Here is a 22485-nt window from a genome sequence, read left to right as displayed (position 1 = left end):
GATGACGGCCGGCAGCGTGAGCGAGACGGTCTCGAGGCCGCCGTCGACTTCGCGGGTCACGTTGGCCTTGTCGCCCGCGACTTCGACCTTCGAAGCGAAAGTGGCTTGCGGCAGGTCGGCCAGCGCGGCCAGCATCTGACCGGTCTGGTTGGCATCGTCGTCGATGGCCTGCTTGCCCAGGATGATGAGCGAGGGCTGTTCCTTGTCGACCAGCGCCTTGAGCAGCTTGGCGACAGCCAGCGGCTGCAGTTCTTCCGAGGTTTCGACCAGGATGCCGCGGTCGGCGCCGATGGCCATCGCGGTGCGCAGGGTTTCCTGCGACTTGGCGTCGCCGCACGAGACGGCGATGACCTCGGTCACCACGCCCTTCTCCTTCAGGCGCACGGCCTCTTCGACGGCGATCTCGTCGAAGGGGTTCATGCTCATCTTGACGTTGGCGATGTCCACGCCCGTGCCGTCGCTCTTGACGCGCACCTTCACGTTGTAGTCGACGACCCGTTTGACGGGCACGAGAATCTTCATGGCTGGTCCTTCAATGAAAAACGGAGGAGAGGTTCACTCGAGCTTGGCGCCCGACTGCTTGATGAGGCGCTCCCAGATCGGCCGCTCGGCCTTCCAGGCGGCGGCGAAGAGTTCGGGCGAGCTGTCCTTGATCTCGAAGCCCATGGCCGCGATGCGCTCGCGCACGTCGGGCTGCTGCGTGGCCTTGCGCACTTCCTCGGCGATGCGGTCCACGATGGGCTTGGGCGTCTTGGCGGGCACGGCGATGGCGAGCCAGCCGGTGACGCGGTAGGCCTCGTCCTTGAGGCCCTGCTCGGCCAGGGTGGGCACGTTGGGCAGGGTGCTCATGCGGCGCTCGCCGCTCACGCCGATGGCGCGGATCTTCCCGGAGTCGATGTGCGGCTTGGCGACCAGCGCGCTGGCGTAGGCCATCTGGATCTGGCCGCCGATCAGGTCCTGCATCATCGGCGCCTCGCCCTTGTAGGCGACGTGGCTCATGTCGGACTGCGTGGCAAGGCTCATGTGCGCGCCGGCCAGGTGCGGATAGGCGCCGATGCCGTACGAGCCATAGGCGACCTTGCCCTTGTTGGCGACGACGTACTTCAGCAGCTCGGGCCCGGTCTTGGCGGGCACGCTGGGATGCACCACCAGCACCAGCGGCGCGGCCGCGATCTGGTAGACCAGCGTGAGGTCGCGCTGCGTGTCGTAGGGCAGCTTCTCGTAGAGGAACTCGTTGGTCATCAGCGAATTGCTCAGCCCCAGCACGATGGTGTAGCCGTCGGGCGCCGACTTGGCGACCGCGTCGGTGCCGATGATGCCGGCCGCGCCGGGCTTGTTGTCGACGACGATGGGCTGGCCGAGGCCGGCCGACATCTTCTGGCCCAGCACGCGCGCGAGCACGTCGGTGGCGCCGCCGGCCTGGAAGGGCACGACCATGCGGATCGGCTTGTTCGGATAGGGCGCCTGGGCTTGGGCCGGCGCATGGGCCAGCGCGAACAGGGCGGCAGCACCTGCGGTGGTGGCGGTGGCGCGCAGCAGCGCGCGACGGGTCGGGTGTCGGGTGATGGTCATGGTGTCCCTGATGGTTCTTGGGGGCGGAGAAACGAAAGGCGGCGGGCCGTGCGCTGCGGCCCGCCGTGCGGCGGCTTCAGGCCGTCGCGACGCGGGTCTTGAAAGGCAGCGGCTCGAGCGCCTTCTGCAGCCGCTCGGCGAGATTCGCGGCCTGCGCCCCGGTGGCGGTCGGGTCGATCGTCACGCGCACCAGGCTCTCGCCCTCGTGCGTCACGCTCGGGCGCGCGGCTTCGGGCAGGCCGAGTTCGGCGCACAGCTCGGCCACGGTGGCGGCCACCACGCGGCTCGCGGCCATGGCGCGCAGCTCGGGCTTGTAGATCTTGCCGACGTTGGTCATCGGCAGCGCATCGACCAGCGCCACCCACTTGGGCTTGGCCGGTGCCTCGTCGACGCGCGCGGCGGTGAAGGCCAGCAGCTCGTCCTCGGTGGCCACGCCGCCGGGCACCAGCGTCGCGAACACCACGGGCAGTTCGCCCGCGTAGGCATCGGGCGCGCCGACCGCGGCGCAGACCTGCACCGCCGGGTGGGCGCTCAGTGCGTCCTCGATCACCTTGGGATCGATGTTGTGGCCGCTGCGGATGATCAGGTCCTTCGAGCGGCCCGTGAGGTTGAGCCGCTCCTCGCTGTCGATCCAGCCGAGGTCGCCGGTCGCGAGCCAGCCGTCGGCTGTGAAGGCCTTGGCGTTGTCGGCCGGATCGACGAAGCCCGAGAACACGTTGGGCGACTTGAACAGCACCATGCCGGTCTCGCCGCGCGGCACCTCGCGGTCGCTCGCGTTGCCGTGCTCGTCGAGCGCCACCACGCGCATCTGCATGTAGGGCAGGCGAAAGCCGACGCAGCCCGCGGGACCGTCGACGCCGGGCGGCGTGATGGTCGAGATGCCGGCCATCTCGGTCATGCCCAGGCTCTCGTGCACGTGCAGGCCGAACAGGCGCTCGAAGCGCGCGGCGAGTTCGGGCGAGAGCACGGCCGCGCCGGTGCGGCAGTAGGTGATCGAGGAGATGTCGGCGCCGTCCAGCGGCACGTTGGCCAGCGCGGCCAGCACCGTGGGCACGGCCGACAGCGAGGTCGGGCGGTACTTCGCGACCAGCTTCCAGTAGTTGGCCAGCACCTCCTTGTTGCGCAGCAGCGAGGGCGTGGGAATCACCACCTCCACGCCGGCCGACAGCGACGCCAGCGAGGCCGGCAGCACGCCCGCGACGTGGAACAGCGGATAGCCGTTGATCGAGATGCCGTGCTCGTTCATGCCCGCGACCTGCACGCTGGCCCAGGCGGTGAACACCTGCGCGCCGTGGCTGTGGCGCGCGAGCTTGGGCGCGCCGGTGGTGCCGCCGGTGTGGAAGTAGGCGGCGATGTCGCTCGAGGCGATGTCGCGGCCGCTCACGAGGCGGTCATCGGGTTGTGCCGCGCGCAGCGCCTCGAAGTCGGCCACGCCCTCGGGCAGCGCGCCCGCCGCGCCCGGTGCCTCGCCGTGCGGCGCCACGCGCAGCAGGGTGGTTAGCCCGGGCACCTGGCCGCGCAGCCGCAGCGCCTTCGACCACATGCCCGACTCGGCATCCGAGCCGTAGGCGATCAGCACCTTGGCGCGGGCCGCGGTCATCAGCGCGACCAGCTTCTCGTCGGTGAGCAGCGGATTGAGCGGCTGCACGATGCCGGCCGCCTCGCCGCCCCAGAGCGCGAGGTGGTATTCGAGGCAGCCCGGCAGCAGTACCGCCACCGCGTCGTTCGGGCCCACGCCCAGGCCATGCAGCAGGTTCGCGGTCTGGTGGATGCGCGCGAGCAGCTCGGCATACGACCAGCGGATCGGCGCGTCGTCCGGGTTGCCGGTGCGCAGGAAGGTCAGCGCCGTCTTGTCGCCGAAGGCATGGCCCGCGTTGCGGAAGATCTCGTAGGTGCTGCGCACCGTGAGCGCCTGCGCCAGCGGCGTCTGCTCGAGCGCGTGGATGTCGGCGAGGCTGCGCACGGGGCGCGCGGGCCGGAACGGCGCGCCCACGGGCGTCGCGTAGTCGTTGTCGTGCCGGTCGTTCCTGTCGGTCATGGCCTGTCTCCTTGTTCCCTTGAAATCGTCGCCGTGTCGGCCCGGCTGTTTTACTGGTTCGTGATGTGGTTGTCGCGGATGACCTTGCCCCAGCGCTCGAAGTCCTGGCGCATGCGTTCGGCGGTCTGGTCGGCGGTGCGGTAGGCCGCGAACGAGCCCACGCCCTGCAGCTTGTCCTGCACTTCCTTGTCGGCCAGCGCCTTCTTGAGCTCGGCGCTCATGCGTTCGACCACGTCCTTGGGCGTGCCGGCCGGTGCCAGCAGGCCGCCCCACGAGGTGGCGTCGAAGCCCGGGAAGCCCTGTTCGGCCACCGTCTTCACGTCGGGCAGGAGGCTCACGCGCTGACCCGAGCCGACCGCGATGGCGCGCAGCTTGCCCGCGCGGATGTGCGGGATCACGGCCACCAGGTCCGAGAACATCGCGGGCACCTGGCCGCCGATCAGGTCGGTCACAGCGGGCGCGCTGCCGCGGTAGGGCACGTGCTGCATCTCGAACTTGCCGATGTTCTTGAGCTGCTCGGTCGTCAGGTGGCCGAAGCTGCCGGCGCCCGCGGTCGTGTAGTTGAGCTTGCCGTTCTCGGCCTTGGCCTTGGCGATCAGGCCCTGCAGGCCGGTCACCTCGGGCAGCGCCTTGGGATTGACCACCAGCACGATCGGCAGGTCGTAGACGCTGCCCACGGGCGTGAAGTTCTTGAAGATGTCGTAGCCGGTCGGGCCGTAGAGGTGCGAGGCCAGCAGCGTGGGCGTGGCCAGCATCACGAAGGTGTAGCCATCGGCCGGCGCGCGCGCGGCGGCCGCCGCGCCCACGGTGCCCGAGGCGCCGCTGCGGTTGTCGATCACGATGTTCTGGCCGAGCGCGGCCGACATCTTCTGCGCCACGATGCGCGAGGCCACGTCGGTGGGACCGCCGGGCGGGAAGGGCACGATCAGCGTGATCGGCTTGGCCGGCCAGGCCTGCGCGAAGGCGGCACCGGCGGCGAGGGGAAGGGCGAGCGCGAGGAGTGCACGGCGAAGAGGACTGCGGAGGGTACGGAGAGAGAGGGAGGCCATGGACTTCTGCTTCAGGGGAACACGAGATGGCGCCGTCAGACGACGCCGCTGCTTTTCAGCGCTGCCAGCTTTTCATCCGACAGGCCGAGCAAGGACTGGAGCACGTCGTGCGTGCCTTCGCCCAGGGTGGGCGGCGCGCTGCGCACCGGCAGGCGCTCGCCATCGAAACGGTAAGGAGGCGCGAGCACGTCGACCGTGCCCGCGACCGGATGCGGCTGGCGCGTGACCAGGCCGGCGTCGGTGGCGCGCTTCGATTGCAGCGCCTCGAGCAGGCCCAGCACCTCGCCGCAGGGAATGCCGGCGGCACTCAGTTTTTCGAGCAACGCGGCGCGCGGGCGCTTCGCGAGTTCGGCATGCAGCTGCGGCAGCAGCACCGCGCGGTTGGCCGAGCGCAGGATGTTGGTCTTGAAGCGCTCGTCGGCCGCGAGGTCGGGCCGCTCGATCACCTCGGTGCAGAAGCGCGCGAACTGCGCGTTGTTGCCCACGGTGATGACCAGCGGGCCGTCGGCCGCCTCGAACACGCCGTAGGGCACGATCGAGGGATGCGAGTTGCCGTAGCGCGGCGGGTCCTCGCCCAGCAGCAGCGCCTCGAGGCCGTAGTAGGCGGTGATCATCAGGCCGCAGTCGAAGAGCGCCATCTCCACGTGCCGGCCGCGGCCGGTCTTCTCGCGCTGGTAGAGCGCGGCGAGGATGGCCTGCGCCGAGTACATGCCGGTGAACAGGTCGACGGCCGCGACGCCGAACTTCAGCGGCGGCTGGCTGGCCTCGCCGTTGAGCGCCATCAGGCCGGCCTCGCCCTGCACCACGAGGTCGTAGCCGGGGCGCGCGGCCTCGGGGCCGGTGCGGTCGTAGCCCGAGATCGAGCAGTAGACGAGGCGCGGGTTCTCCTTGCTCAGTTGCTCGTAGCCCAGGCCCAGCTTGTCGATGCCGCCGAACTTGAAGTTCTGGATCAGCACGTCGCACTGCTTCGCGAGATCGCGCGCGAGCTGCTGGCCCTCGGGCGTCTGCAGGTCGAGCGTGACCGAGCGCTTGTTGCGGTTCACGCTGTTGAAGTAGGCGGTCTCGGTCTTGCCGACGCGCAGGCCCCAGTCGCGCGTGTCGTCGCCGCGGCCCGGGTGCTCGACCTTGATGACCTCGGCGCCCATGTCGGCCAGCACCATGCCGCACCAGGGGCCCGCGAGGATGCGGGAGAGGTCGAGGACGCGCACGCCGGCGAGCGGCAGCGAGGAATTCAGCGAGGGCATGGTGGCTCCGGAAAGACGTGAGACCTCGGCGCGGGTCCGCGCGAGGCCGGGGAAGAAACGGTGGCGGCCAGCGTCAGGACTTGTCCTGCCGGCGCTGCCGCAGCGCGGCGAAGTCGGCCTTGCGCTTGCCGAGGAAGGCACCGATGCCTTCGGCAGCCTCGGCATCGGCCTGCGACTCCACCATGTAGACGGCCTCGGCTTCGAGTTGTTCCTCGAGCGTGGCGCGATGCGCCTGGCGGCACAGCGACTTGATGCGCGCGCTCGCGCGCTGCGGGCCGTTCGCGACCTTGGCCGCGAGCGCGATCGCCTCGGCCAGTGCCGCGCCCTTGTCGGTCAGGCGGTTGACCGCGCCCAGCGCATGCAGGCGCTCGGCCGGCAGCCGGTCGCCGGTCAGGCACAGCTCGGTCAGCAGCTGGCGCGAGACGAACTCGGCCAGGAAGGCGGTGGCGCCGCCATCGGGCGTGAGGCCGACCTTGACGTAGGCCACGGTGTAGAAGGCATCGCGCGCCGACACGAGCATGTCGCAGGCCAGCGCCATCGACAGGCCCGCGCCCGCGGCGCCGCCCTCGACGGCCGCGATCACGGGCTTGCCGCAATCGCGCAGCGCGCGGATCAGGTTGTTCAGGCCTTCGAGTTTTTCCCGGCGTTCCGATGCGGGCAGCTCGCGGCGCTTGGCCAGCAGGTTGAGGTCGCCGCCCGAGCAGAAGAAATCGCCGGCGCCGGTGAAGACGATGGCACCGACCTCGGGGTCGTCCTGCGCATCGGCCAGCGCTGCCGCGAGTTCGGCATACAGCGTGGGCGTGATCGCGTTGCGCGCGGCCGGGTTGCTGTTGGTCAGGATGCGGACGGCACCCTCTTGCGAGATCAAAACGGTCTTGTTGTCGCTCATGCCGCAAGCTCCTTGCCGAGCGCGATGTAGCGCTGCAGATGGTGGTCTTCGTCACCCAGTTGGTGGTCGATCATCACGAGGCGCTTGGCATAGTGGGGCAGCGGCAGTTCCCAGGTCATGCCGATGCCGCCGTGCATCTGGATGCTTTCCTCGGCCACCAGCGCGCCGATGCGGCCGATGCTGAACTTGGCCGCCGACAGCGCGCGCTCGCGCGCGAGGCGGTCGCTGCCGTCGATGGCGGCCGCGGCATTGATGACCGCCGAGCGCGCCTGCTCGATCTCGAGCAGCAGGTCGGCCATGCGGTGCTGCAGCGCCTGGAAGCTGCCGATCAGCGTGCCGAACTGCTTGCGCGTGCGCAGGTAGTCGAGCGTCGCGGTCTTGGCCGCTTCCATCGCGCCCACGGCCTCGGCGCACAGCGCGAGCACGCCGCGGCCGATGGCGCGCTCGAGCGTCGCGGCGCCCTGGCCCTCGGCGCCCAGCAGCGCATCGGCGGGCAGCTTCAGGCCGTCGAACGAGAGTTCGGCGACACGGCCGCCGTCGATCGAAGGGCAGCCGCGCACGGTGAGGCCTGCGGTCTTCGCGGGCACGAGGAACAGCGAGATGCCGGCTTCATCGTCCACGTTGCCCGAGGTGCGGGCCGAGACCAGGAACAGGTCGGCCTGCTCGCCCTGCGGCACCACGGCCTTGGCGCCGTTCAGCACCCAGCCGTCGCCACTGCGCTCGGCCTTCGTCTGCACGCGCGTGCGTTCGTAATGCGTGTCGGCCTCGTCGTGCGCGAAGGCCGCGACGGTCACGCCGTTGATGATGTCGACCAGCTTCTCTTTCTGCGCATCCGTGCCGGCCGCGCCGAGCGCCTCGCCGACCATCACCGCGCCCAGCAGCGGCTCGACCACGAGGCCGCGGCCCAGGGCCTCGAAGACCACGGCGATGTCGAAGCCGCCGCCGCCGAAGCCGCCATCGGCCTCGCTGAACAGCGCGCCGATCACGCCGAGTTCGGCGAACTGCTGGAAGATCTCCTTGCTGAAGCCGTGTTCCGACTTCACGATGCGGTCGCGCGCATCGAAGGCGTACTGCTCGCTGATGAAGCGGTTGAGGCTGTCGGCGAGCATGCGCCGGTCTTCGCTGTGTTCGAAGTTCATTGCATCTCTCCTTTACAGGCCCAGGATCATCTTGGAGATGATGTTCTTCTGGATCTCGTTCGAGCCGCCGAAGATCGACAGCTTGCGGTTGTTGAAGTAGCGCGAGGCGGCGGCCGAGGCATAGGCCGGGCCGAAGGTCTCGCCGGTGAAGCCGTCCTTCAGCGCCTCGGCGATGAAGGGGCGGCCATGCACGCCCATCGCGCGGCGCGCCAGCGACGAGATCTCCTGGCGGATCTCGGTGCCGCGGATCTTGAGCATCGAGCTCTCGGCGCCCGGCACGCCGCCGCCGGCCACGGCCGCGATCACGCGCAGGTTGGTGGTCTTCATGTTCTCGAGGTCGATCTCCACGCGCGCCATGCGCGCCGCGAAGGCCGGGTCTTCCGACAGCGGCTTGCCGTTCTTCGTCTGCGTGGCGGCGATGCCCTTGAGCTGTTCGAGCGCGGCCACCGAGAAGCCCACGCCCGCGATGTTGGTGCGCTCGTAGGTCAGCAGGTACTTGGCGCAGGTCCAGCCCTTGTTCTCCTCGCCCACGAGGTTCTCGGCCGGCACGCGCACGTCGGAGAAGAACACCTCGTTGACCTCATGCTCGCCGTCGAGCGTGATGATCGGGCGCACTTCGACGCCGGGCGACTTCATGTCGATCAGCAGGAAGCTGATGCCCTCCTGCTTCTTCGCCTCGCGGTTGGTGCGCACCAGGCAGAAGATCATGTTGGCGTGCTGGCCCAGCGTGGTCCAGGTCTTCTGGCCGTTCACGATGTAGTGGTCGCCCTGGGCATCGATGCCGCGCACGGCCGAGGTCTTGACGGCCGCGAGGTCGGAGCCCGCGCCGGGTTCCGAATAGCCCTGGCACCACCAGTCGGCGCCGTTGAGGATGCGCGGCAGCCAGTGCTTCTTCTGCGCCTCGTTGCCGTACTTGATCAGCACCGGCCCGAGCATGTTCACGCCGAAGGGCACGATGCGCGGCGCGAAGGCCAGCGCGCATTCGTTCTCGAAGATGAACTTCTCCACCGCCGTCCAGCCCGGGCCGCCGTACTGCTCGGGCCAGTGGTTGGCGAGCCAGCCGCGCGCGTCGAGGATGGCATGCCATTCCTCCATGTCGGCCTTCTCGAGGATCTTGCCGCCGCGCACCTTGTCCGACAGCCGCGCGGGCAGCTTGTCGGCCAGGAAGGCACGCACCTCGCCGCGGAAGGCTTCTTCTTCGGGGGTGAAGTTCAGGTCCATCGCGCGCTCCTCAATAGATTTCGAACAGGCCGGCCGCGCCCATGCCGCCGGCGATGCACATCGTGACCACGGCGTACTTGGCGCCGCGGCGCTTGCCTTCGATGAGCACATGGCCCGCGAGGCGCGCGCCGGTCATGCCGAAGGGGTGGCCGATCGAGATCGCGCCGCCGTCGACGTTGAGGCGTTCCGAGGGAATGCCCAGCCGGTCCTGGCAGTAGATCGATTGCGAGGCGAAGGCCTCGTTGAGTTCCCACAGGTCGATGTCCTCGACCTTGAGGCCGTGGCGCGCGAGCAGCTTGGGCACGGCGAACACCGGGCCGATGCCCATCTCGTCGGGCTCGCAGCCCGCGACCGCGAGGCCGCGGAAGGCGCCCAGGGGTTTGATGTTGGCGCGCTCGGCATCCTTCGCTTCCATCAGCACGCAGGCCGAGGCGCCGTCGGAGAGCTGCGAGGCATTGCCCGCGGTGATGAACTTGTCGTCGCCCATCACGGGCTTGAGCTTGGCCAGCGCCTCGTAGGTGGTGCCGCGGCGGTTGCAGTTGTCCTCTGTGGCCGTGACCTCGCGGTGCGTGACCTCCTTGGTCTCCTTGTCGGTCACCGCCATGGTGGTGGTGCAGGCGACGATCTCGTCCTTGTAGCGGCCCGCGAGCTGCGCTTCCTCGGTGCGGCGCTGGCTCTCGGCCGAGAAGCGGTCCTGCGCCTCGCGGCTGATGCCGTAGCGCTGGGCCACGATGTCGGCGGTCTCGATCATCGCCATGTAGAGCGCGGGCTTGTGCTCGACGATCCACGGGTCCATGCCGTTGTCGCCGCTGTCGGTGGCGCTGCGGCTGCGGATCTGCGAGATGCTTTCCACGCCGCCCGCGATCATGGCCGGCGCGCCGTCCACCACGATGCGGCCCGCGGCCATCGCGATCGCCTGCAGGCCCGAGGCGCAGAAGCGGTTGACGGTGGTGCCGGCGATCGAGATCGGCAGGCCCGCGCGCACGATGGCCTGGCGCGCGATGTTGCGACCGGTGGTGCCCTCGGGATAGCCGCAGCCGAGGATGGCGTCCTCGATCAAGGCCGGGTCGAGGCCCGAGCGCTCGACCGCGGCCTTGACCGCGAAGGCCGCCAGCGTGGGGCCGGGGGTGATGTTGAATTCGCCGCGGTGCGCCTTGGTGAGCGGGGTGCGGGCGGTGGAAACGATGACGGCTTCACGCATGGGGATGTCTCCTGGAGGCTGGCTCTGTGATTACTCGGATTGGTTGAGGCTCGCGAAGTCGGCGCCGCGCTCGACCAGCTGCACCAGCAGCGGCGACGGCTTCCAGAAGATCGGGTCTTCCTTCGCGAACTCCTGGATGTCGGCCAGCACCTTGGGCAGGCCCACCATGTCGGCGTACTTCATCGGGCCGCCGCGGTGGCGCGGGAAGCCGTAGCCGTAGAGGAAGGTCACGTCGACGTCGAGCGGGCGCAGCGCGATGCGCTGCAGCACGACGTTGGCGCCCTCGTTGATCATCGCGGCCATGTAGCGACGCATGATTTCCTCCTCGGTGAAGGCGCGTGGCTTGACACCCGCGCGTTCGCGCTCGGCATCGATGATCGCGAGCACCTCGGGGTCGGGCTGGCCGGTGCGCGCGCCTTCGGGATAGAGGTAGTAGCCGCGCTGCGTCTTCTGGCCGAACCAGCCGCGCTCGCAGATGCGGTCGGCCACCTGCACGTAGCGCGCCTTCGGGTCGCGCGTGGCGGCCTTGCGCTTGCGCGTGGCCCAGCCGATGTCGCCGCCCGCGAGGTCCGAGACCTGGAACGGGCCCATCGGGTAGCCGAAGTTGCGCACGGCCGCGTCGATCTCGTAGGGCGAGGCGCCGTCCTCCATCATGTGGTCGGCCGCCTGGCGGTACACGGCCAGGATGCGGTTGCCGATGAAGCCGTCGCACACGCCCGCGCGCACCGGCACCTTCCTGAGCTTCTTCGCGAGCTCGAAGCCGGTGGCGACCACGTCGGCGCGCACCTTGGCGGGCACCACGATCTCGAGCAGCTTCATGATGTTGGCCGGCGAGAAGAAGTGCAGGCCCACCACGTCCTGCGGCCGCGAGATGCTGGCGGCGATCTCGTCGATGTCGAGGTAGGAGGTATTGGTGGCCAGCACCGCGCCCTGCTTGCAGACGCGGTCGAGCTCGGCGAACACGGCCTTCTTCACGCCCATGTCCTCGAACACGGCCTCGACCACGATGTCGACGCCGGCGAGCGCGTCGTACGAGGTCGAGCCCGAGAAGCGCGCCATCACGGCGGCCTTGGCCTCGGGCGTGATGCGGCCCTTGGCGATCAGGCCGTCGTAGACCTTCTCGACGTTGGCGCGGCCGCGCGCGAGCTGGGTGTCGTCGCGCTCGATCATGGTCACGGGCAGGCCGGCGTCGAGCATCGCCACCGCGATGCCCGCGCCCATGGTGCCGCCGCCGACGATGCCGGCCGATTCCAGCGGCCGCGGGCTGGCGGAGCGGGTCTCGGGCGCCTTGAGCACTTCGCGCTCGGCGAAGAAGGCGTGAATCAGGCCCGCGCGCTGCGGGCTGTCGATGCACTGCAGGAACAGCTTGCGCTCGAGCGCCATGCCTTCGTCGAAGGGCAGCGTGAGCGCGCCCTCGACCGCCTCGACGATCTTCATCGGCGAGAACAGGCCGCGGCTCTTCTTCGCGGTGTCGGCGCGCGCGGCCTCGAGGGCGGCGCGGCTGGCTTCCTGGTCGGCCAGCGCGCCGGCCTCGCGCGTGCGGCGCACCGGGGCGTTGGCGGCGATCAGTTCCCTGGCATACGCCAGGCCTTCGGCGCGCGCGTCGGCCTCGCTGCCGAGGCGGTCGACCAGGCCCAGCGACAGCGCTTCCTTCGCGAGCGCGTGGCGGCCGCTGAGCATCAGCTCGATGGCGGGCTTCACGCCGATCAGGCGCGGCGTGCGCTGCGTGCCGCCCGAGCCGGGCAACAGGCCCAGCGCGACTTCGGGCAGGCCCAGCTTGGCGGTGGGGGAGGCCAGGCGGTAGTGGGCCGACAGCGCCACCTCGAGGCCGCCGCCGAGCGCGGCGCCATGGATGGCGGCGATCACGGGCTTGCTGCAGTTCTCGATCTTCAGGCAGGCCTCGGGCAGCGAGGGCGGCTGCGGCGCCTTGCCGAATTCGCGGATGTCGGCGCCGGCGATGAAGTTGCGGCCCGCGCCGACGATCAGCACGGCCTTGGCCGCGGCGTCGGCCTCGGCCGCGTCGATGGCGGCCACCAGGCCGCGGCGCACTTCCACGCCCAGGGCGTTGACGGGCGGGTTGTCGATGGTCACGACGAAGACGTCGCCCTGGCGCTCGAAGGCGACGGGACCGGAGGACGTGGAGGGGCTGGAGGTCGGGGTGGCCATGTGCGTGTCGCTTGTCTCGGTGACGCGCCGGAGCGGCGCGAGGCTCTGGAGGGGTGAACCCCGCATTCTTTGCACCCATCCCCGTTTTGACAATTGCATAGCCGGTTGACAGACTGTCAAAGGATTTTTGACAAAATCCGGTCATGGACCTCCAATCGCTGACCCTGCTGGTCGAAATCATCGATGCCGGCAACCTGAGCGCGGCCGCGCGCCGGCTCAAGATGACCCGGGCCAACGTCAGCTACCACCTGAACCAGCTCGAGCGCTCGGTCGGCGCGCAGCTGGTGCGGCGCACCACCCGGCGCGCCGAGCCCACCGAGATCGGCTTGCGCCTGTACCAGCACGGCACCGCGATCCAGGGCGAGCTGCGCGCGGCGCGCGAATCGGTCACCACGCTGGGCGAGGGGCTGCAGGGCCAGGTGCGGCTGAGCGTGCCCAGCGGCTACGGGCAGCTGGTCATGGCCGACTGGCTGATCGACTTCAAGCGCCGCTACCCGGGCATCGTGCTCGACGTGGTGTTCGAGAACCGCATCGAGGACCTGCTGCGCGACGAGGTCGACATCGCGATCCGCGTGATCCCCGAGCCGCCGCAGAACCTGGTGGCGCGCGCGATGGGCCCGGTGCGCTACGTGGCCTGCGCCTCGCGCGACTACGCGGCGCGGCATCCGCTGCCCGAGCAGCTCGACGGGCTGCATGGCGCGCCGGTGGTCACGGCCGCGGTCATCGGGCGGCAGCTGCGGGTGTCGGCCTACCAGGGCGAGATCCGGCGCGAGGTGGTGCTCGAGCCGACCCTGATCTCGGAGAACTTCCTGTTCCTGCGCCAGGCCATCCTCGCGGGCCTGGGCATCGGGCTGGTGCCCGACTACGTGGTGGCCGAGGACGTGCGCCGCGGCGAGGTGCTGACCACGCTCGACGACTGGCGGCTGTCGATCTTCGGCACCCAGATGTTCATGCTCTACATGCCGAACCGCCAGCACACGCGCGCGATCCGCACCTTCATCGACTACACGCTGGAGCGCGTGCGCGAGGTCAGCCCCGGATCGTGACGTGCGAGTGGAAGCGGTCCGACGGGCCGCGCAGGCGCTGGAACTCGAAGGGCCGGTCGGCCTCGTCGTGGCCGATGCGCAGCACGTCGACCAGCGCCGAGGCCATCGGCACGCCGAGCAGCGCGGCCAGCGGCGCGTCGGCCAGCGTGGCGCGCGTGAGCATCTCGATGCGGCCGTAGCGGATGCCCTGGCCCTGCAGCAGCTCGGTCAACGACAGCCGCGAGAAATCGGCCCGCGCGAAGCGCCGGCCCACGTCCTCGATGAGGTGGACGATGCTGTGCAGGATCGGCAGCCGCCCGGTGCTGCGCAGCCGCACCACCTGGAGCACCGGCGTGCCTTCCTCCAGCCGCAGCGCGGTGGCCACGTCGGCGGGCGCGGGCACGAAGCCGAATTCCTTGACCGACGGCTTGCTGCGCGAGCGGCGCTCGGCCATGGTCGCGAGGAAGGACTCCATCGGCATCGGCAGCGGCGCCGAGCGCAAGGGCGCCGACACGTAGGTGCCGCGGCCGCGCTGGCGCTTGAGCAGGCCGCGTTCCTCCAGCGACTGCAGCGCGCGCCGCACCGTGACGCGCGAGACGCCGTACTTCTCGCGCAGCTCCTCCTCGGTGGGCAGCTGGTCGCCGTCGCGCAGCCGCCCGCTGGCGACCATGTCCTCGATCAGGGTCGAGATCTGGTGATGCAGTGCCACGCCGGGCTGCCTGTTGAGGTCCATGGGCAAATCTTAGCGGTCGATGACGGGGCGGACCGGGGCGTTGGCTAAAAGTATTGATGTCAATACAATAGGACCAACAACGCTCCACGACGGCTCACGCCGACCGACCCCGCATGCCCGGCCGCACGCTCTTCGAGAAGATATGGGACGCCCACGTGGTGTCCGACCTGGGCGGCGGCTTCTCGCTGCTGCATGTCGACCGCCACCTGGTCAGCGATCCCGGCAGCAAGGCGCTGGCCGCGCTGCGCCGGCGCGGGCTGCCGGTGCGCCATCCCGAGCTGACCTTCGCGATGCCCGACCACACGGTGTCGACCGCGCCGGGCCGCGAGGGCCACACGCCCAACGCGATCCGCTACTTGGCCGACCTGCGCCACGAGACGCGGCTGCAGGGCATCCGCCTGTTCGACGTCGGCCAGCCGGGGCAGGGCATCGTGCACGTGGTCGGGCCCGAGCTCGGGCTCACGCTGCCGGGCGCCTCGGTGGTCTGCAGCGACAGCCACACCTGCACCCACGGCGCGCTCGGCGCGCTGGCCTTCGGCATCGGCGCCACCGAGTTCCAGCACGTGGCCGCGACCCAGACCATCGTGCTGCAGCGTCCGCGCCAGATGCGCATCCGCTTCGAGGGCACGCTGCCCGCGGGCACCAGCGCGAAGGACCTGATCCTGCATGCCATCGGCCGGCTCGGCGCCACCGGGGCCTCGGGCTGCGCGGTCGAGTACGCGGGCGCGGCCATCGACGCGCTCGACATCGAGGCGCGCATGACGGTGTGCAACCTGTCGGTGGAGATGGGCGGGCGCTTCGGCATCGTCGCGCCCGACGCGCGCACGCTGGCCTACGTGCGCGGCCGGCCGTTCGCGCCCGGCGGCGCGCAATGGGACCAAGCCGCGGCGCACTGGGCCACCTTGCGCAGCGACGACGACGCGGTGTTCGACCGCGAGGTGAGCATCGACGTCTCGGAGGTCGTGCCGCAGGTCACCTGGGGCACGAGCCCGCAGGACACCATCGGCATCGACGCGCGCATTCCCGACCCGGCGGCCGCGAGCGATCCGGCGCAGCGCGCCGCGCGGCAGGCCGCGCTCGACTACATGGGCCTGCGCGCGGGCGACGCGATCGCGGGCACGCCGGTGGACTGGGTGTTCATCGGCTCGTGCACCAACGCGCGCATCTCCGACCTGCGGCTCGCGGCCGAGACCGTGCGCGGCCGGCGCGTGGCGAGCGGCGTGCGCGCCTGGATCGTGCCGGGCTCGGAGCTGGTCAAGCGCGAGGCCGAGGCCGAGGGGCTGGCGCGTGTGTTCCTCGACGCCGGCTTCGAATGGCGCGAGTCGGGCTGCTCGCTGTGCGTGGCGGCCAACGGCGAGGCCGTGCCGCCGGGACTGCGCGTGGTGTCGACCTCGAACCGCAACTTCGTCGGCCGCCAGGGGCCGGGCGCGCGCACCCATCTCGCGAGCCCGCAGCTCGCGGCCGCCTCCGCCATCGCGGGCTGCCTGGTCGATCCGCGCGCCATGGAGGCCCGGCCATGAGCCCGTTCGGCGTGCTCACGGCCACCGCCGCGCCGCTCGTGCGCGACAACATCGACACCGACCTGATCGTGCGCGTCGAGCCGCTGTTCGGTGGCGTGCCGCGCGAGGAGCTCGGCCCCCATGCGCTGGCCGCGCTGCGCTTTCGCGCCGACGGCAGCGAGGACCCGGCCTGCGTGCTGAACCAGCCGCGCTACCGCGGCGCCGGCATCCTGCTGGCGGGCGACAACTTCGGCTGCGGCAGTTCGCGCGAAGGCGCGGTGTGGGCGCTGATGGCGCTGGGCATCCGCTGCATCGTCGCGCCGAGCTTCGGCGACATCTTCCAGGGCAACTGCTTCCAGAACGGCCTGCTGCCGGTGCGCCTGCCGCGCGCGCAGGTGGAGGTGCTCGCGCGCGCCGTGGCCGAGGGCGCCGATGCCGTGCTCACGGTCGACCTGCAGGCCTGCACCGTGCGGCGCGAGGGCCTGCCGACGCTGCCCTTCGCCCTGCCGCCGCGGCGCCGCGAGGGGCTGCTGCGCGGCCTCGACGACCTCGAGCTCACGCTCGCGCGCGGCGCCGAGATCGACGCCTTCCAGCGCCGCGACAGGGCGCTGCATCCCTGGCTGCACCTCGACGGCGCGCGGCGCCCGAGCCTCGCCACCGACCCCGCCCCCCATACCCATAAGGAGACACCGTGACACCCGAACAACCCCCGCGCCTGCCACCGGCAGCCGCCACCCGCCGCGGCCTGCTGCGCGCCGGCGCCGCCCTCGCCGCCAGCGGCGCGTTGCCGCTGCGCGCGCTGGCGCAGGAGCCCGCTTCCACCTTTCCCTCGCACCCCGTGCGGATGGTGATCCCGCTGCCGCCGGGCGGCGCCACCGACGTCATCGGCCGCCTGCTCGGGCAGAAGCTCGGCGAGCTCTGGCGCCAGAGCGTGATCGTCGACAACAAGCCCGGCGCCGGCACCATCGTCGGCACCCAGGCCATCGCGCGGGCGCCGGCCGACGGCTACACCTTCGGCATCGTCATCAGCGCCTTCACCATCAATCCCTCGCTGCGCAACGACCTGCCGTACGACGCCACGAAGGACTTCACGCCGCTGAGCCTGCTGGGCTTCCCGGTGATCGCGCTGGTCGCCATTCCCTCGTTCCCCGCCAACGACGTGGCCGGGCTGATCGCGAAGGCGCGCGCCAAGCCGGGCTCGGTCAGCTATGCCTCGCTGGGCATCGGCACCGCCACTCACCTGGCGGGCGAGATGATGAACGTGCGCGCCGAGACCGGCATGGTCCACATCCCCTACAACGGCAGCGCGCCCGCGTACAACGACCTGCTCAGTGGTCGCGTGCAGGTGGGCTTCGTGCTGCTCGACTCGGCGCTGCCGCACGTGAAGGCCGGCAAGCTCAAGGTGCTGGCCGTGACCAATGCGAAGCGCAGCCGCATCTACCCCGACTACCCGACCGTCGGCGAGACCATTCCCGGCTATTCGCTCGAGAGCCTGTTCGGCTTCGTCGCGCCGCGCGGCCTGCCCGCGCCGATCGCGGCCAGGCTGTCGGGCGACCTCGTCAAGGTGATCCAGCTGCCCGAGGTGCGCCAGCGCCTGGCCGAGCTCAGCGTCGAGCCCGTGGGCTCGAGCGCGTCCGAGTTCGAGGCGACGATCCGCAGCGAGATCGTGAAGTGGGCGCCGGTGGTGAAGGCCGCGGGCGTGAAGGCCGACTAGTTAAGGGTGCCACTGGCTGCGCGCGCGGCCTTCGAGCGGTTCGTAGCGCGTGGCCGCGAGCGCATCCGACAACCTGCGTGCCGCCTCCATCAGCGTGGCCGCATGGCGCGCGAGTTCGCCGGCCGCGGCCGCATCGGCCGGCACCGCCACGCTGAGCGCGCCCAGCACCGTGCCGCGCGCGGCGAACACCGGCGCGGCCACGCTCGCGGCGGCCGCGTCGGCTTCGCCCACGGTCAGGTGATGGCCACGCTGGCGGATCGCGTCGAGCGCGGCGCCCGGCGCGCCCGAGAACGCGAGGATCACCTGGCCGGCCGCGCCGCGCTCGAGCGGCAGCGGCTCGCCGACGCGGCTCGGGCTCACGAAGCCGTCGGCGCCGCGCACGCGCAGCAGGCGCACGCGCTGGCCTTCCTCGAGCGCGAAGAAGGAGGCGCTGTGGCCGGTCCGCTCGGCCAGTTGCTGCAGCGCCGGCTCGATCACGTTGCGCAGGTCGAAGGCGCGCTGGTAGCGGGCGCCCAGCCGCGCGGCCGCCGGGCCCAGGCGCCAGGCACCGCCCTCGAGCGCCACCAGGTAGCCGGCCGTGGCCAGCGTGCGCGCGAGCCGCAGCGCGGTGGGCTTGGCGAGCGCGGTGCGGCGCGCGATCTCGGCCAGCGCGAGCTGCGCGTCGGCGGTGCCGAAGGCATCGAGGATGGCGAGAGAACGCGCCACCGCGGTCACGCCCTCGGCGCGCGGCACGGGCTTGGCGGTGCGGGTGGGGGCGCGTGCGGAGGAGGCCATCGTTTCGCGGAGTGGAACGGCATTGTGCGGCCGCGTTGCGAATCCTAGGCTCGCGGCTTTCCCGGGGCACTGGGCCCCATCGCTTCGAACATCCGCAGGAGACCCGCTCATGACACCCATCGCCCCGCTGCGCCGCCGCCTTGGCGCGCTCTTCCTGGCCTGCCTCGCCGCGCCCTCGCTGGCGCTCGCGCAGGCGCCGTATCCGAGCAAGCCGATCCGCCTGGTCGTGCCCTTCGCGGCCGGCGGCGCGGTCGACACCGTGGGCCGCGTGGTCGGCGAGCGGCTGTCGACGCAGATGGGCCAGCCGGTGATCGTCGACAACCGGCCCGGCGCCAACGCCAACATCGGCACCGAGAACGTCGCGCGCTCGGCGCCCGATGGCTACTCGCTGCTGGTGGCGGCCAACGGCGTGGTGACCAACAACACGCTCTATCCCAAGCTGTCGTTCAACGGCCTGCGCGACTTCGTCGCCGTGGCGCGCCTCGGCTATGCACCGCTGGTGCTGGTGGTGCCGGCCAGCGCGCCCTACAAGACCGTGCCCGAGCTGCTCGCGGCCGCGCGCGCCAAGCCCGGCGACATGAGCTACGGCTCGGCCGGCAACGGCAGCTCGGGCCACCTGGCCGGCGCGCTGCTGGCCTCGGTCGGCAAGTTCGATGCGCTGCACGTGGCCTACAAGGGCGGCTCGCCCGCGCTGGTCGACCTGATCGCCGGGCGCACCTCGTTCATGCTGCTCAATCCGCTCGAGGTGCTGCCGCACATCCAGTCGGGCCGGCTGCGCGCGCTGGCGGTCAGCGGCGCCCAGCGCGCGCCGATGCTGCCGAACGTGCCCACCATGGCCGAGGCCGGCCTGCCGAACTTCGACGCCAGCGTCTGGTGGACGCTGCTCGCGCCGGCCGGCACCGCGCCCGAGGTGGTCGCCAAGCTCAATGCCGAGACGCGCAAGGCGCTGGCCGATGCCGGCACGCGCGAGAAGCTGGGCGCGCTCGGCGCGGTCATCACGCCCTCGAGCCCGCAGGAGGCCGCGGCCTTCCTCAAGAGCGAATCGGCCAAGTGGGAGCAGGTGATCCGCGCGGCCGACATCAAGGCCGACTGAGCACGGCGTCGACTTCATGATCATCGACTGCCACGGCCACTACACCACCGCGCCGGCCGCGCTCGAGGCCTGGCGCCGGCGCCAGGTCGAGGCCTTCGGCGCGGGGCGGCCCGCGCCGGCCGCGTCCGAGCTGCGCATCGGCGACGACGAGCTGCGCGAATCCATCGAGGGCAACCAGCTGCGGCTGATGGACGAGCGCGGCATCGACCTCACCGTCTTCAGCCCGCGCGCGAGCTTCATGGCGCATCACGTCGGCGACTTCGCCGTGTCATCGGCCTGGGCCGCGATCTGCAACGAGCTGTGCCACCGCGTGAGCACGCTGTTCCCCGAGCGCTTCGCGGGCGCGGCGATGCTGCCGCAGTCGCCGGGCGTGCCGGTCGCCTCGTGCGTCGCCGAGCTCGAGCGCTGCGTGCGCGACTACGGCTTCGTCGGCGTCAACCTCAACCCCGATCCCTCGGGCGGCTTCTGGAACAGCCCGCCGCTGACCGACCGCCACTGGTATCCGCTCTACGAGAAGATGGTCGAGCTCGACGTGCCGGCCATGATCCATGTGAGCACCAGCTGCAACGCCTGCTTCCACACCACGGGCGCGCACTACCTCAATGCCGACACCACGGCCGTGATGCAGTGCATCGAGGGCGACCTGTTCGCGGATTTCCCGACCCTGCGCTTCGTGATCCCGCACGGCGGCGGTGCCGCGCCCTACCACTGGGGGCGCTTTCGCGGGCTGGCCCAGGCGATGAAGAAGCCGCCGCTCGCGCAGCACCTGCTGAAGAACCTGTTCTTCGACACCTGCGTCTACCACCAGCCGGGCATCGACCTGCTCGCGCGCGTGATCCCGGTCGAGAACATCCTGTTCGCCTCCGAGATGATCGGCGCCGTGCGCGGCATCGATCCCGAGACCGGCCACGCCTACGACGACACGCGGCGCTACATCGAGGCCGCCGCATTGAGCGCCGGCGAGCGCGCGCAGGTCTACGAAGGCAATGCGCGCCGCGTCTTTCCGCGGCTCGATGCGCAACTGAACGCGCGCGGCCGGCTGTTCGATCCCCAATCTCATTCCTCGCAAGGAGCCCGCCATGCATGAACTCGGCGTCGTCCATCGCCACATCGAACGCGCCGACGCGAAGGTCGTCGACGCCCTCGCGGCGCTGGGCTCGGCCACGGTGCACGAGGCCATGGGCCGGGTCGGCCTGCTCGCGCCGTACATGCGGCCGATCTACTCGGGCGCGCAGGTCAGCGGCAGCGCTGTCACCGTGCTGCTGCATCCGGGCGACAACTGGATGCTGCACGTCGCGGCCGAGCAGATCCGCCCCGGCGACATCGTGGTGGCGGCCGTCACCGCGCCGAGCAGCGACGGCTTCTTCGGCGACTTGCTGGCCACCAGCTTCCAGGCCCGCGGCGCGCGCGCGCTGGTGATCGACGGCGGCGTGCGCGACGTGCGCACCTTGCAGCAGATGGACTTTCCGGTCTGGAGCAAGGCCATCAGCAGCAAGGGCTGCGTGAAGGCCACGCTGGGCTCGGTCAACATCCCGGTGGTCTGCGCCGGCATGTCGGTGCAGCCTGGCGATGCGATCGTGGCCGACGACGACGGCGTGGTCTGCGTGCCGCGCGCGATGGCCGCGGCCACGCTCGAGAAGGCGCGCCAGCGCGAGGCGCTGGAGACGTCGAAGCGCGAGAAGCTCGCGAGCGGCGTGCTCGGGCTCGACATGTACGACATGCGGCCGGCGCTGGCGGCGGCGGGGCTGCGCTACATCGACTGAAAGGGCGCGGCGGGCAATGCCCGACCCGCGCGCATGGCCGCAGGGCCATCGGGGCGACGGGACGGTTAACATCTGTATAAACGTACAGTATTTTCCGCCCGCCCATGGACCTCCAGCACAAGCTCGCCATCCTGGCCGATGCCGCCAAGTACGACGCCTCCTGCGCGTCGAGCGGCTCGCAGCCGCGCGACTCGGTGGGCGGGCGCGGCATCGGCTCGACCGAGGGCATGGGCATCTGCCACAGCTATGCGCCCGACGGCCGCTGCATCTCGCTGCTCAAGGTGCTGCTGACCAACCACTGCCAGTACGACTGCCTCTACTGCGTGAACCGCGCCTCGAGCAACGTGCCGCGCGCGCGTTTCCGCGCCGACGAGGTGGTGCAGCTCACGCTCGACTTCTACCGCCGCAACTGCATCGAGGGGCTGTTCCTCTCGAGCGGCATCGTCAAGTCGCCCGACCACACGATGGAGCAGGTGGTCGAGGTCGCGCGCTCGCTGCGCGAGGACCACGACTTCCGCGGCTACATCCACCTCAAGACCATTCCCGATGCCAGCGACGAGCTGATCGCGCGCGCCGGCCGCTATGCCGACCGGCTCAGCATCAACGTCGAGATGCCGACCACCGAGGGCCTGCGCTCGCTGGCGCCCGAGAAGGACGAGAGCGCGATCCGCCGCTCGATGGCGCGGCTGCGCTTGCAGATCGACGACACGCGCGAGGAGGCGCGCCGCGTGGTGCCGATCCGCGCGCTGCCGGGCGCGGCGCCCGTGGCCGCCAAGCCGCCGCCGTTCGCGCCCGCGGGCCAGAGCACGCAGATGATCGTGGGCGCCGACGCCACCGACGACCGCGCCATCCTCGCGACCAGCGCCACGCTCTACGGCGCCTACCGGCTGCGCCGCGTCTACTACTCGGCCTTCAGCCCGATCCCCGACGCGGCGCGCGCGCTGCCGCTGGCCGCGCCGCCGCTGCTGCGCGAGCACCGGCTCTACCAGGCCGACTGGCTGATGCGCTTCTACGGCTTCGAGCACGGCGAGATCGTGGCCGAGCGCGACGGCCTGCTGCGGCTCGACGTCGATCCCAAGATGGCCTGGGCGCTCGCGCATGCGGAGCGCTTCCCGGTCGACCTCAACCATGCGCCGCGCGAGCTGCTGCTGCGCGTGCCGGGCCTGGGCGTGAAGGCGGTCGATCGGCTGCTGCAGGCCAGGCGCGTGCGCCGCGTGCGCGCCGACGACCTGCGGCGGCTGCACGTGCCCGCGCGCAAGGTGCTGCCCTTCGTGGTGGCCGATGGACACCGGCCCGCGGCCGGGGCGATGGCTGCTTCGGCGCGCGCCGAGCCCGCGCGGCAGGCCTCGCTGTTCTGAGCGCCAT

General features: G+C 71.0%; 20 protein-coding genes. 8 read left to right on the top strand and 12 right to left on the bottom strand.

Annotation, left to right across the window (positions count from 1 at the left end; all coding sequences use genetic code 11):
- The 10 genes from KV106_RS17960 to KV106_RS17915 form a co-directional block, all read right to left on the bottom strand.
- The coding region (locus tag KV106_RS17960; protein ID WP_261211457.1) for an electron transfer flavoprotein subunit beta/FixA family protein at positions 1-522 on the bottom strand (522 nt) is incomplete at its 3' end.
- Positions 523-555: 33 nt separating this feature from the next.
- Complete coding sequence (locus tag KV106_RS17955) at positions 556-1572, bottom strand: Bug family tripartite tricarboxylate transporter substrate binding protein (protein WP_261211456.1); 1017 nt, start codon at positions 1570-1572, stop codon at positions 556-558.
- Positions 1573-1648: 76 nt separating this feature from the next.
- Positions 1649-3610 (bottom strand): acyl-CoA synthetase, encoded by a 1962-nt coding sequence (locus KV106_RS17950; RefSeq protein ID WP_261211455.1) that lies wholly within the window; start codon positions 3608-3610, stop codon positions 1649-1651.
- A gap of 50 nt (positions 3611-3660) precedes the next feature.
- The gene (locus KV106_RS17945; RefSeq protein ID WP_057595483.1) at positions 3661-4659 is read right to left on the bottom strand and encodes a Bug family tripartite tricarboxylate transporter substrate binding protein; all 999 of its coding nucleotides are present in this window, start codon (positions 4657-4659) and stop codon (positions 3661-3663) included.
- A 35-nt stretch (positions 4660-4694) separates the two neighbouring features.
- On the bottom strand, positions 4695-5903 hold the full coding sequence (locus KV106_RS17940) for a CaiB/BaiF CoA transferase family protein (protein WP_261211453.1): 1209 nt from the start codon (positions 5901-5903) through the stop codon (positions 4695-4697).
- Between the two features lie 73 nt (positions 5904-5976).
- Positions 5977-6792: an oxepin-CoA hydrolase, alternative type gene (locus tag KV106_RS17935; RefSeq protein ID WP_261211451.1), complete on the bottom strand. Its 816-nt coding sequence runs from the start codon at positions 6790-6792 to the stop codon at positions 5977-5979.
- Positions 6789-7931, bottom strand: a complete 1143-nt coding sequence (locus KV106_RS17930) for an acyl-CoA dehydrogenase family protein (RefSeq protein ID WP_261211449.1) — start codon at positions 7929-7931, stop codon at positions 6789-6791. Before KV106_RS17930 ends, KV106_RS17935 begins: the two co-directional genes overlap by 4 nt.
- A gap of 12 nt (positions 7932-7943) precedes the next feature.
- The gene (locus KV106_RS17925) at positions 7944-9152 is read right to left on the bottom strand and encodes an acyl-CoA dehydrogenase family protein (protein ID WP_261211448.1); all 1209 of its coding nucleotides are present in this window, start codon (positions 9150-9152) and stop codon (positions 7944-7946) included.
- Between the two features lie 10 nt (positions 9153-9162).
- A complete protein-coding gene (locus KV106_RS17920; RefSeq protein ID WP_209542527.1) occupies positions 9163-10353 on the bottom strand; it encodes an acetyl-CoA C-acyltransferase in 1191 nt (396 codons plus the stop codon).
- 30 nt (positions 10354-10383) lie between these two features.
- A complete protein-coding gene (locus KV106_RS17915; RefSeq protein WP_261211446.1) occupies positions 10384-12519 on the bottom strand; it encodes a 3-hydroxyacyl-CoA dehydrogenase NAD-binding domain-containing protein in 2136 nt (711 codons plus the stop codon).
- A 143-nt stretch (positions 12520-12662) separates the two neighbouring features.
- Here KV106_RS17915 and KV106_RS17910 point away from each other — a divergent pair, with 143 nt between their 5' ends.
- Entirely contained in the window at positions 12663-13565 is a 903-nt protein-coding gene (locus KV106_RS17910) for a LysR family transcriptional regulator (RefSeq protein WP_057595471.1), read from the top strand.
- Here KV106_RS17910 and KV106_RS17905 read toward each other — a convergent pair.
- Entirely contained in the window at positions 13549-14277 is a 729-nt protein-coding gene (locus tag KV106_RS17905; protein ID WP_261211443.1) for a GntR family transcriptional regulator, read from the bottom strand. The two genes, KV106_RS17910 and KV106_RS17905, sit on opposite strands and share 17 nt — an antisense overlap.
- A 113-nt stretch (positions 14278-14390) precedes the next feature.
- On the opposite strand from KV106_RS17905, the gene leuC reads away from it, so the two are divergent.
- From leuC to KV106_RS17890, 3 genes are read left to right on the top strand one after another with little or no spacing between them, the layout of a single operon-like run.
- Entirely contained in the window at positions 14391-15797 is a 1407-nt protein-coding gene (gene leuC, locus KV106_RS17900; protein WP_261211442.1) for a 3-isopropylmalate dehydratase large subunit, read from the top strand.
- Positions 15794-16471, top strand: coding sequence for a 3-isopropylmalate dehydratase small subunit (gene leuD / locus KV106_RS17895; RefSeq protein WP_261211441.1), 678 nt, complete (start codon positions 15794-15796; stop codon positions 16469-16471). Before leuC ends, leuD begins: the two co-directional genes overlap by 4 nt.
- A complete protein-coding gene (locus KV106_RS17890; RefSeq protein ID WP_261211438.1) occupies positions 16468-17490 on the top strand; it encodes a tripartite tricarboxylate transporter substrate binding protein in 1023 nt (340 codons plus the stop codon). The genes leuD and KV106_RS17890 overlap by 4 nt, the downstream gene beginning before the upstream one ends.
- Here KV106_RS17890 and KV106_RS17885 read toward each other — a convergent pair whose 3' ends face one another.
- Positions 17491-18264, bottom strand: coding sequence for an IclR family transcriptional regulator (locus KV106_RS17885; protein WP_057595462.1), 774 nt, complete (start codon positions 18262-18264; stop codon positions 17491-17493).
- Between the two features lie 109 nt (positions 18265-18373).
- Here KV106_RS17885 and KV106_RS17880 point away from each other — a divergent pair, with 109 nt between their 5' ends.
- The 4 genes from KV106_RS17880 to KV106_RS17865 all read left to right on the top strand — a co-directional run bounded on the left by KV106_RS17880 (position 18374) and on the right by KV106_RS17865 (position 22478).
- A complete protein-coding gene (locus tag KV106_RS17880) occupies positions 18374-19357 on the top strand; it encodes a Bug family tripartite tricarboxylate transporter substrate binding protein (RefSeq protein WP_261211436.1) in 984 nt (327 codons plus the stop codon).
- Between the two features lie 16 nt (positions 19358-19373).
- Entirely contained in the window at positions 19374-20444 is a 1071-nt protein-coding gene (locus KV106_RS17875; RefSeq protein WP_261211435.1) for an amidohydrolase family protein, read from the top strand.
- Positions 20437-21120, top strand: a complete 684-nt coding sequence (gene ligK, locus KV106_RS17870) for a 4-carboxy-4-hydroxy-2-oxoadipate aldolase/oxaloacetate decarboxylase (protein WP_057595500.1) — start codon at positions 20437-20439, stop codon at positions 21118-21120. Before KV106_RS17875 ends, ligK begins: the two co-directional genes overlap by 8 nt.
- Positions 21121-21224: 104 nt before the next feature.
- Complete coding sequence (locus KV106_RS17865) at positions 21225-22478, top strand: putative DNA modification/repair radical SAM protein (RefSeq protein WP_261211434.1); 1254 nt, start codon at positions 21225-21227, stop codon at positions 22476-22478.
- Positions 22479-22485 lie beyond the last annotated feature (7 nt).

The sequence above is a fragment of the Variovorax endophyticus genome (genome assembly GCF_025376855.1).
Classification (GTDB): Bacteria; Pseudomonadota; Gammaproteobacteria; order Burkholderiales; family Burkholderiaceae_C; genus Variovorax.
Note: the sequence above shows the minus strand (reverse complement) of the source record. Positions and strands in the feature narration are given on the sequence as shown.

Bases quoted from the DNA above. Each gene is read 5' to 3' on its own strand.
- KV106_RS17955 (WP_261211456.1), bottom strand. From the start codon at position 1,572: ATGACCATCACCCGACACCCGACCCGTCGCGCGCTGCTGCGCGCCACC.
- KV106_RS17950 (WP_261211455.1), bottom strand. From the start codon at position 3,610: ATGACCGACAGGAACGACCGGCACGACAACGACTACGCGACGCCCGTG.
- KV106_RS17945 (WP_057595483.1), bottom strand. From the start codon at position 4,659: ATGGCCTCCCTCTCTCTCCGTACCCTCCGCAGTCCTCTTCGCCGTGCA.
- KV106_RS17940 (WP_261211453.1), bottom strand. From the start codon at position 5,903: ATGCCCTCGCTGAATTCCTCGCTGCCGCTCGCCGGCGTGCGCGTCCTC.
- KV106_RS17935 (WP_261211451.1), bottom strand. From the start codon at position 6,792: ATGAGCGACAACAAGACCGTTTTGATCTCGCAAGAGGGTGCCGTCCGC.
- KV106_RS17930 (WP_261211449.1), bottom strand. From the start codon at position 7,931: ATGAACTTCGAACACAGCGAAGACCGGCGCATGCTCGCCGACAGCCTC.
- KV106_RS17925 (WP_261211448.1), bottom strand. From the start codon at position 9,152: ATGGACCTGAACTTCACCCCCGAAGAAGAAGCCTTCCGCGGCGAGGTG.
- KV106_RS17920 (WP_209542527.1), bottom strand. From the start codon at position 10,353: ATGCGTGAAGCCGTCATCGTTTCCACCGCCCGCACCCCGCTCACCAAG.
- KV106_RS17915 (WP_261211446.1), bottom strand. From the start codon at position 12,519: ATGGCCACCCCGACCTCCAGCCCCTCCACGTCCTCCGGTCCCGTCGCC.
- KV106_RS17910 (WP_057595471.1), top strand. From the start codon at position 12,663: ATGGACCTCCAATCGCTGACCCTGCTGGTCGAAATCATCGATGCCGGC.
- KV106_RS17905 (WP_261211443.1), bottom strand. From the start codon at position 14,277: ATGGACCTCAACAGGCAGCCCGGCGTGGCACTGCATCACCAGATCTCG.
- leuC (WP_261211442.1), top strand. From the start codon at position 14,391: ATGCCCGGCCGCACGCTCTTCGAGAAGATATGGGACGCCCACGTGGTG.
- leuD (WP_261211441.1), top strand. From the start codon at position 15,794: ATGAGCCCGTTCGGCGTGCTCACGGCCACCGCCGCGCCGCTCGTGCGC.
- KV106_RS17885 (WP_057595462.1), bottom strand. From the start codon at position 18,264: ATGGCCTCCTCCGCACGCGCCCCCACCCGCACCGCCAAGCCCGTGCCG.
- KV106_RS17880 (WP_261211436.1), top strand. From the start codon at position 18,374: ATGACACCCATCGCCCCGCTGCGCCGCCGCCTTGGCGCGCTCTTCCTG.
- KV106_RS17875 (WP_261211435.1), top strand. From the start codon at position 19,374: ATGATCATCGACTGCCACGGCCACTACACCACCGCGCCGGCCGCGCTC.
- ligK (WP_057595500.1), top strand. From the start codon at position 20,437: ATGCATGAACTCGGCGTCGTCCATCGCCACATCGAACGCGCCGACGCG.
- KV106_RS17865 (WP_261211434.1), top strand. From the start codon at position 21,225: ATGGACCTCCAGCACAAGCTCGCCATCCTGGCCGATGCCGCCAAGTAC.